This is a genomic window from Streptomyces sp. SM1, assembly GCF_002910825.1.
Lineage (GTDB): Bacteria > Actinomycetota > Actinomycetes > Streptomycetales > Streptomycetaceae > Streptomyces > Streptomyces okerensis.
Window position 1 is genome coordinate 1 of record NZ_NEUB01000819.1, and the last position, 9,595, is coordinate 9,595.

The window sequence follows — 9,595 nt, forward strand, 5'->3', positions numbered from 1 at the left end:
GCTGGGGCAGCGGCTGGGGCGGTCCCCCGCCCGCGGCCAAGCCCGGCGTCATCCCGCTCCGCCCGCTCGGTGTCGGCGAGATCCTCGACGGCGCCGTCTCCACCATGCGCACCTACTGGCGCACGGTCCTCGGCATCGCACTGACCGTCGCCGTCCTCACCGAGATCGTCGTCGTCCTGCTCCAGGGCCTCGTCCTGGACAACGCGAGCACCGAGGCCCTCAACGACCCCAGCGCCACCCTCGGTGAACTGACCGACGCCATGGGCGAAGCCCTGCTCGACTCCGGCGTGATCTTCCTGATCACCCTGGTCGGCACGGTCGCCGCCACCGCCCTGCTCACCACCGTGACCAGCCGCGCGGTGCTCGGAAAACCGGTCACCACCGGCGAGGCCTGGCGCGACGCCCACCCTCTGATCATCAGACTGTTCGGCCTGATCTGCCTGCTGCTGCTCATCACCGCCGGTGTCGTCACCGTGGGCGCCCTGCCCGGATTCCTCGTGACCATGGCGGCCGGCAGTGAGGTGGGCGTGGGGCTCACCGTGCTCGGCATCATCGGCGCCGGCGTGCTCGCCCTCTGGCTGATGATCCGCTTCTCCCTGGCCTCGCCCGCCCTGATGCTGGAGAAGCAGGGCGTCCTGAAGGCGATGAGCCGCTCCGCCAAGCTGGTCCGCGGCTCGTGGTGGCGGGTCTTCGGCGTCCAGCTCCTCGCGACGATCATCGCGAACGTCGTCGCGTCGATCATCGTCATCCCGTTCACCTTCCTCGCCTCGGCCCTCAGCGGGGACGGCGTCACCGGCTTCCTCAACAGCGCCGGCGGCGACATCGGCTGGACGTTCCTCATCGTCAGCGGCATCGGCTCGGTCATCGGCGCCATGATCACGTTCCCGATCACCGCCGGCGTCACCGTGCTCCTCTACATCGACCAGCGCATCCGCCGTGAGGCCCTCGACCTCGAACTGGCCCGCGCCGCAGGCGTCCAGGACCACGCTCCCGGCACCGTCCCGGGGAGCTGATGCGGTGACCGCCCCGGGGGGAGTTCTCACCCGCGTACAGACACGGCCCGCGGCCGCCGACACGGCCGTACGCCTGCTGCCGCGCGGCGGCGACGAGCCGCCCGTCACCGTCCCCCGCGATCCCGCGCGGGAGGCGGCCCGGGACGAGCTGTCCAAACGCGTGTACCACGAGAACGACCCCGGCTGGTACCAGCGGGCCCTCGACGCCTTCTGGGACTGGGTCGCCACACTGTTCGACGCCGCCTCCACCGCGACCCCGGGCGGTGTCCTCGGCCTGCTCGTGGTCGCCGCCGCCGTGATCGCCGTCCTGGGCGCCCTGTGGTGGCGGCTGGGCACCCCGCGCCGCCGGCCGGCATCCGCGCCGGCCCTGTTCGACGACCGCCCCCGCAGCGCCGCCGAACACCGCGCGGCCGCCGGGGCACACGCCGCCCGGAGCCACTGGAACCAGGCCGTCCAGGAACGCATGCGGGCCATCGTGCGCGCCCTGGAGGAGCGCGCCCTGCTCGACATCCGCCCCGGCCGCACCGCCGACGAGGCCGCCGCCGAAGCCGGCCGTGCCCTGCCCGCCCACACCGGCGGGCTGCGCACCGCCGCCCGCGCCTTCGACGACGTGACATACGGCGGCAGGGCAGCCACGGAGGCGTCGTACCGGCAGATCGCCGAACTCGACCGCGACCTGGAACGCGCCAAGCCGCAGCTCGCGAGCAGCGGCGGCAGCCGGGGCGCGGACACCGACACCCGCCGGGGAGCCGCCGGATGACGACCGAGGTCACGCTCCCGTCCACCTCGGCCTCGCCCACCGCCCGCCAGGTATGGACCCGCACGCGAGGCATCACCCTCGCCCTGGTGCTGCTCCTCGCGGCGGCCGTCGCGATCGCCGTGGTCCGCTCCGACGCCCGCCACGGCGAACTCGACCCACGCTCCGCCGACCCGTACGGCAGCCGCGCCGTCGCCGCACTGCTGGCCGACCGCGGCGTGGACACCCGGGTGGTCACCACCCTCGACGAGGCATCGACCGCGACCGGCCCCGACACCACCCTCCTGGTGGCCGTCCCCGACCTGCTGACCCCCGGTCAGCAGGCCAGGCTGCACTCCGCCTTCGCCCGGTCCGGCGGCCGCACCGTCCTGGTCTCCGCCGGCAGCGCCTCCGTGGAACGCCTCGCCCCCGGCGTCACCGCCGACCCCGCCACCAGCTTCGGCTCCACCCTCTCCCCCGACTGCGAACTGCCCGCCGCCCGCCGCGCGGGCACCGCCGACACGGGCGGCATCCGCTACATCACCACCCGCCTCACCGCCGACGAGTGCTACCCCAGCGAGCGCCTGTCCACCCTGCTGCGCCTCCCCGCCCCCTCCGGTGAAGGCGACACCGTCGTACTCGGCGCCCCCGACATCCTCCTCAACGACCGCCTGGACGAGCACGGCAACGCCTCACTCGCCCTGCAACTCCTCGGTTCCCGCCCGCATCTGGTCTGGTACCTGCCCTCGCTCGCCGACGCCTCCGCCGCCCCCGAGGAGGGCGAGCGCAGCTTCTTCGACCTGCTCCCCTCCGGCTGGCTCTGGGGCACCCTGCAGCTCTTCATCGCGGCCGGCCTGGCCGCCCTGTGGCGGGCACGCCGGCTCGGCCCCCTGGTCCCCGAGAAACTCCCCGTCGCGATCCGCGCCTCCGAAACCGCCGAAGGACGCGCCCGCCTCTACCGCAAGGCGAACGCCCGCGACCGCGCGGCCACCGCTCTCCGCACCACCACACGCACCCGCCTCGCCCCCCTCGTAGGCGTCCCCGCCCCCCAGGCACACGCGCCCGAGGCCCTGCTCCCCGCACTGTCCGCTCACCTCCAGGGCGACGGACAGTCCCTGCACACCCTCCTCTTCGGCCCGCCCCCCGGCGACGACACAGCGCTCATCCGGCTCGCCGACCAACTCGACGCCCTCGAAAGAGAGGTACGCCGTCCATGATGGACCCGACCACTGACAACGCCGCGCACACCGGGGACCCGGCCACCGCCCGGGCCTCCCTGGAGGCCCTGCGTGCCGAGATCGCCAAGGCCGTGGTCGGCCAGGACCCCGCGGTGACCGGCCTCGTCGTCGCTCTGCTCTGCCGCGGCCACGTCCTCCTCGAGGGTGTACCCGGCGTCGCCAAGACCCTCCTCGTCCGCGCTCTCGCCGCCGCCCTGGAGCTCGACACCAAACGCGTCCAGTTCACCCCCGACCTGATGCCGAGCGACATCACCGGCTCCCTGGTCTACGACGCCCGCACCGCCGAGTTCTCCTTCCAGCCCGGCCCGGTCTTCACCAACCTCCTCCTCGCGGACGAGATCAACCGCACGCCCCCGAAGACCCAGTCCTCCCTGCTGGAGGCCATGGAGGAACGCCAGGTCACCGTCGACGGCACCCCCCGTCCCCTCCCGGACCCGTTCCTGGTCGCCGCGACCCAGAACCCCGTCGAGTACGAGGGCACCTACCCGCTCCCCGAGGCCCAGCTCGACCGCTTCCTCCTCAAGCTCACCATCCCCCTGCCCTCCCGCCAGGACGAGATCGACGTCCTCACCCGCCACGCCGGGGGATTCAACCCGCGCGACCTGCGCGCCGCCGGCGTGCGCCCCGTCGCGAACGCCGCCGATCTGGAAGCCGCCCGCCGCGCGGTCGCGGCGACGACGGTCTCCCCGGAGATCACCGCCTACGTCGTCGACCTCTGCCGCGCCACCCGCGAATCGCCGTCCCTCACCCTCGGCGTCTCCCCCCGGGGCGCCACGGCGCTGCTCGCCACCGCCCGCGCCTGGGCCTGGCTGACCGGCCGCGACTACGTCACCCCCGACGACGTGAAGGCCCTCGCCCTGCCCACGCTCCGCCACCGGGTGCAGCTCCGCCCGGAGGCCGAGATGGAGGGCGTCACGACCGACTCGGTCATCAACGCGATCCTCGCCCACGTTCCCGTCCCCCGCTGATGGCCCCCACCGGACGCGCCGCCCTGCTCGCGGCACTCGGCTCCCTCCCCGTCGGCATCTGGGAACCCGGCTGGACCGGCATCCTCGCCGTGAACGCCCCCCTGGCGGTCGCCTGCGCCTGCGACTTCGCCCTGGCCGCCCCGGTACGCCGGCTCGGCCTGACCCGCTCCGGCGACACCGCCGTACGCCTCGGCGACACCGCGGACCTCACGCTCACGATCACCAACCCGTCCCGCCGCCCGCTCCGCGCCCGCATCCGCGACGCCTGGCCCCCGAGCAGCTGGCAGCCCGGTACGGAGACGGCCGCCTCACGCCACCGTCTGGTGATCCCCCCGGGCGAACGCCGACGCGTCATCACCCGCCTGCGCCCCACCCGCCGCGGCGACCGCCGGGCGGACCGGGTCACCGTGCGCTCCTACGGCCCCCTCGGCCTCTTCGCCCGCCAGGGCACCCACACGGTCCCGTGGACGGTGCGCGTCCTGCCGCCGTTCACCAGCCGCAAGCATCTGCCGTCCAAACTGGCGCGCCTGCGCGAACTGGACGGCCGCACCAGCGTGCTGACCCGGGGCGAGGGCACCGAGTTCGACAGCCTGCGCGACTACGTCCCCGGGGACGACACCCGGTCCATCGACTGGCGCGCCACCGCCCGCCAGTCCGCGGTCGCCGTACGCACCTGGCGTCCCGAACGCGACCGCCACATCCTGCTGGTCCTCGACACCGGCCGCACCTCCGCCGGCCGCGTCGGGGACGCCCCGCGCCTGGACGCCTCCATGGACGCGGCCCTGCTCCTCGCGGCCCTGGCCTCCCGCGCCGGCGACCGCGTCGACCTCCTCGCCTACGACCGTCGCCTGCGTGCCCTCGTCCAGGGCCGCACCGCGGGCGATGTCCTCCCGTCCCTCGTCGGCGCCATGGCCACGCTCGAACCCGAGCTCGTCGAGACCGACGCCCGGGGACTGGCGGCTATGGCCCTCCGCACCTCCCCCCGGCGCTCCCTGATCGTGCTGCTCACGACGCTCGACGCGGCCCCGATCGAGGAGGGCCTGCTGCCGGTGCTCGGCCGGCTCACCCAACGCCACACGGTGCTCCTGGCCTCGGTGGCGGATCCGCACATCGCCGGAATGGCCACGGCACGCGGAAACGCCGACGCCGTCTACGAGGCGGCGGCAGCGGCCCAGGCCCAAGCGGAGCGCGACCGCACCGCGGAACAACTCCGCCGGCGCGGTGTCACCGTCGTGGACGCGACCCCGGAGGAACTGGCACCGGCCCTCGCGGACGCCTACCTGGCCCTGAAGTCGGCGGGCCGCCTGTGATGTACGGAGACGGTGGGGAATGAAACGCAGAAAACCCCGCACCGATAGGTGCGGGGTTCTCCTCAATATTTGTTCGGCGGCGTCCTACTCTCCCACAGGGTCCCCCCTGCAGTACCATCGGCGCTGTAAGGCTTAGCTTCCGGGTTCGGAATGTAACCGGGCGTTTCCCCTACGCTATGACCACCGAAACACTATGAAACCGTTCAACCGCACCACACCGTGACCGGGCATGGGGTTGTTCGTGGTTTCAGAACCAACACAGTGGACGCGAGCAACTGAGGACAAGCCCTCGGCCTATTAGTACCGGTCAACTCCACACCTTACGGTGCTTCCATATCCGGCCTATCAACCCAGTCGTCTACTGGGAGCCTTACCCTCTCTAGGAGGTGGGAGTCCTCATCTCGAAGCAGGCTTCCCGCTTAGATGCTTTCAGCGGTTATCCCTCCCGAACGTAGCCAACCAGCCATGCCCTTGGCAGGACAACTGGCACACCAGAGGTTCGTCCGTCCCGGTCCTCTCGTACTAGGGACAGCCCTTCTCAAGACTCCTACGCGCACAGCGGATAGGGACCGAACTGTCTCACGACGTTCTAAACCCAGCTCGCGTACCGCTTTAATGGGCGAACAGCCCAACCCTTGGGACCGACTCCAGCCCCAGGATGCGACGAGCCGACATCGAGGTGCCAAACCATCCCGTCGATATGGACTCTTGGGGAAGATCAGCCTGTTATCCCCGGGGTACCTTTTATCCGTTGAGCGACGGCGCTTCCACAAGCCACCGCCGGATCACTAGTCCCGACTTTCGTCCCTGCTCGACCCGTCGGTCTCACAGTCAAGCTCCCTTGTGCACTTACACTCAACACCTGATTACCAACCAGGCTGAGGGAACCTTTGGGCGCCTCCGTTACTCTTTAGGAGGCAACCGCCCCAGTTAAACTACCCATCAGACACTGTCCCTGATCCGGATCACGGACCCAGGTTAGACATCCAGCACGACCAGACTGGTATTTCAACGACGACTCCCCCTGAACTGGCGTCCAGAGTTCACAGTCTCCCAGCTATCCTACACAAGCCGAACCGAACACCAATATCAAACTGTAGTAAAGGTCCCGGGGTCTTTCCGTCCTGCTGCGCGAAACGAGCATCTTTACTCGTAGTGCAATTTCACCGGGCCTATGGTTGAGACAGTCGAGAAGTCGTTACGCCATTCGTGCAGGTCGGAACTTACCCGACAAGGAATTTCGCTACCTTAGGATGGTTATAGTTACCACCGCCGTTTACTGGCGCTTAAGTTCTCAGCTTCGCCACCCCGAAGAGTGACTAACCGGTCCCCTTAACGTTCCAGCACCGGGCAGGCGTCAGTCCGTATACATCGCCTTACGGCTTCGCACGGACCTGTGTTTTTAGTAAACAGTCGCTTCTCGCTGGTCTCTGCGGCCACCCCCAGCTCGAGGAGCAAGTCCTCTCACCAGTGATGGCCCCCCTTCTCCCGAAGTTACGGGGGCATTTTGCCGAGTTCCTTAACCATAGTTCACCCGAACGCCTCGGTATTCTCTACCTGACCACCTGAGTCGGTTTAGGGTACGGGCCGCCATAAAACTCGCTAGAGGCTTTTCTCGACAGCATAGGATCATCCACTTCACCACAATCGGCTCGGCATCAGGTCTCAGCCTTAATGAACGGCGGATTTACCTACCGTCCGGCCTACACCCTTACCCCGGGACAACCACCGCCCGGGATGGACTACCTTCCTGCGTCACCCCATCACTCACCTACTACCAGCTCGGGTCACCGGCTCCACCACTCCGACCTCGTCCGAAGACTCAGCCGGCGGCTTCACGGGCTTAGCATCACTGGATTCGATGTTTGACGCTTCACAGCGGGTACCGGAATATCAACCGGTTATCCATCGACTACGCCTGTCGGCCTCGCCTTAGGTCCCGACTTACCCTGGGCAGATCAGCTTGACCCAGGAACCCTTAGTCAATCGGCGCAAACGTTTCTCACGTTTGTATCGCTACTCATGCCTGCATTCTCACTCGTGAACCGTCCACAACTCGCTTCCGCGGCTGCTTCACCCGGCACACGACGCTCCCCTACCCATCACAGCCGGCGTTGGCCGTATATGCTGCAATGACACGACTTCGGCGGTACGCTTGAGCCCCGCTACATTGTCGGCGCGGAATCACTAGACCAGTGAGCTATTACGCACTCTTTCAAGGGTGGCTGCTTCTAAGCCAACCTCCTGGTTGTCTGTGCGACTCCACATCCTTTCCCACTTAGCGTACGCTTAGGGGCCTTAGTCGATGCTCTGGGCTGTTTCCCTCTCGACCATGGAGCTTATCCCCCACAGTCTCACTGCCGCGCTCTCACTTACCGGCATTCGGAGTTTGGCTAAGGTCAGTAACCCGGTAGGGCCCATCGCCTATCCAGTGCTCTACCTCCGGCAAGAAACACACGACGCTGCACCTAAATGCATTTCGGGGAGAACCAGCTATCACGGAGTTTGATTGGCCTTTCACCCCTAACCACAGGTCATCCCCCAGGTTTTCAACCCTGGTGGGTTCGGTCCTCCACGAAGTCTTACCTCCGCTTCAACCTGCCCATGGCTAGATCACTCCGCTTCGGGTCTTGAGCGTGCTACTGAAACGCCCTATTAGGACTCGCTTTCGCTACGGCTTCCCCACTCGGGTTAACCTCGCAACACACCGCAAACTCGCAGGCTCATTCTTCAAAAGGCACGCAGTCACGACGTTGAGTGCAAGCACTCAACGCGACGCTCCCACGGCTTGTAGGCACACGGTTTCAGGTACTATTTCACTCCGCTCCCGCGGTACTTTTCACCATTCCCTCACGGTACTATCCGCTATCGGTCACCAGGGAATATTTAGGCTTAGCGGGTGGTCCCGCCAGATTCACACGGGATTTCTCGGGCCCCGTGCTACTTGGGTGTCTCTCAAACGAGCCGCTGATGTTTCGACTACGGGGGTCTTACCCTCTACGCCGGACCTTTCGCATGTCCTTCGCCTACATCAACGGTTTCTGACTCGTCGACCAGCCGGCAGACTGGTCAAGAGAGATCCCACAACCCCGTATGCGCAACCCCTGCCGGGTCTCACACGCATACGGTTTGGCCTCATCCGGTTTCGCTCGCCACTACTCCCGGAATCACGGTTGTTTTCTCTTCCTGCGGGTACTGAGATGTTTCACTTCCCCGCGTTCCCTCCACTTGCCCTATGTGTTCAGGCAAGGGTGACAGCCCATGACGACTGCCGGGTTTCCCCATTCGGAAACCCCCGGATCAAAGCCTGGTTGACGGCTCCCCGGGGACTATCGTGGCCTCCCACGTCCTTCATCGGTTCCTGGTGCCAAGGCATCCACCGTGCGCCCTTAAAAACTTGGCCACAGATGCTCGCGTCCACTGTGCAGTTCTCAAACAACGACCAACCACCCATCACCCTGCCCTCACAGGCAAGTTCACTGGGGCCGGCGACTGAAGACAGACCTTGCGGCCGTACCTTCAGACACCCAACAGCGTGCCCGGCCCCGCCCCGTCCGGTGATCGTGCGTTCCACGCTCCGAAGAGCAGTACTTGCAGCCACCGGCCCGAGAAACAGGACCGAATAGTCAACGTTCCACCCATGAGCAACCAGCACCGGACGTTCGCCGATGAACTGGCCCCTGGACTGCCGAAGCAGCCTAGAAGTGCTCCTTAGAAAGGAGGTGATCCAGCCGCACCTTCCGGTACGGCTACCTTGTTACGACTTCGTCCCAATCGCCAGTCCCACCTTCGACAGCTCCCTCCCACAAGGGGTTGGGCCACCGGCTTCGGGTGTTACCGACTTTCGTGACGTGACGGGCGGTGTGTACAAGGCCCGGGAACGTATTCACCGCAGCAATGCTGATCTGCGATTACTAGCGACTCCGACTTCATGGGGTCGAGTTGCAGACCCCAATCCGAACTGAGACCGGCTTTTTGAGATTCGCTCCACCTCGCGGTATCGCAGCTCATTGTACCGGCCATTGTAGCACGTGTGCAGCCCAAGACATAAGGGGCATGATGACTTGACGTCGTCCCCACCTTCCTCCGAGTTGACCCCGGCGGTCTCCCGTGAGTCCCCAACACCCCGAAGGGCTTGCTGGCAACACGGGACAAGGGTTGCGCTCGTTGCGGGACTTAACCCAACATCTCACGACACGAGCTGACGACAGCCATGCACCACCTGTACACCGACCACAAGGGGGGCACTATCTCTAATGCTTTCCGGTGTATGTCAAGCCTTGGTAAGGTTCTTCGCGTTGCGTCGAATTAAGCCACATGCTCCGCCGCT

Annotated in this window: 5 protein-coding genes and 3 rRNA genes; 5 read left to right on the top strand and 3 right to left on the bottom strand. The window is 66.9% G+C overall.

Annotated elements, in window-relative coordinates; all coding sequences use genetic code 11:
• The 5 genes from B9S61_RS25495 to B9S61_RS25515 all read left to right on the top strand — a co-directional run.
• Positions 1 to 1,013 (top strand): glycerophosphoryl diester phosphodiesterase membrane domain-containing protein (locus tag B9S61_RS25495; protein ID WP_258039850.1); only part of this gene is annotated, 1,013 nt, incomplete at its 5' end.
• A 4-nt stretch (positions 1,014 to 1,017) separates the two neighbouring features.
• A complete protein-coding gene (locus B9S61_RS25500) occupies positions 1,018 to 1,773 on the top strand; it encodes a DUF4129 domain-containing protein (RefSeq protein WP_103544337.1) in 756 nt (251 codons plus the stop codon).
• Complete coding sequence (locus tag B9S61_RS25505) at positions 1,770 to 2,966, top strand: DUF4350 domain-containing protein (RefSeq protein ID WP_103544338.1); 1,197 nt, start codon at positions 1,770 to 1,772, stop codon at positions 2,964 to 2,966. The genes B9S61_RS25500 and B9S61_RS25505 overlap by 4 nt, the downstream gene beginning before the upstream one ends.
• Positions 2,966 to 3,955: a MoxR family ATPase gene (locus B9S61_RS25510; RefSeq protein ID WP_103544341.1), complete on the top strand. Its 990-nt coding sequence runs from the start codon at positions 2,966 to 2,968 to the stop codon at positions 3,953 to 3,955. Before B9S61_RS25505 ends, B9S61_RS25510 begins: the two co-directional genes overlap by 1 nt.
• Positions 3,955 to 5,265 (top strand): DUF58 domain-containing protein, encoded by a 1,311-nt coding sequence (locus B9S61_RS25515; RefSeq protein WP_103544339.1) that lies wholly within the window; start codon positions 3,955 to 3,957, stop codon positions 5,263 to 5,265. Before B9S61_RS25510 ends, B9S61_RS25515 begins: the two co-directional genes overlap by 1 nt.
• A gap of 71 nt (positions 5,266 to 5,336) precedes the next feature.
• On the opposite strand, the gene rrf is transcribed toward B9S61_RS25515, so the two are convergent.
• From rrf to B9S61_RS25530, 3 genes are all read right to left on the bottom strand, one after another.
• Positions 5,337 to 5,453, bottom strand: a 5S ribosomal RNA gene (gene rrf / locus B9S61_RS25520).
• Positions 5,454 to 5,542: 89 nt separating this feature from the next.
• Positions 5,543 to 8,668: ribosomal RNA gene (locus B9S61_RS25525) — 23S ribosomal RNA — on the bottom strand.
• A gap of 312 nt (positions 8,669 to 8,980) precedes the next feature.
• Positions 8,981 to 9,595, bottom strand: a 16S ribosomal RNA gene (locus tag B9S61_RS25530); the annotation flags it as partial.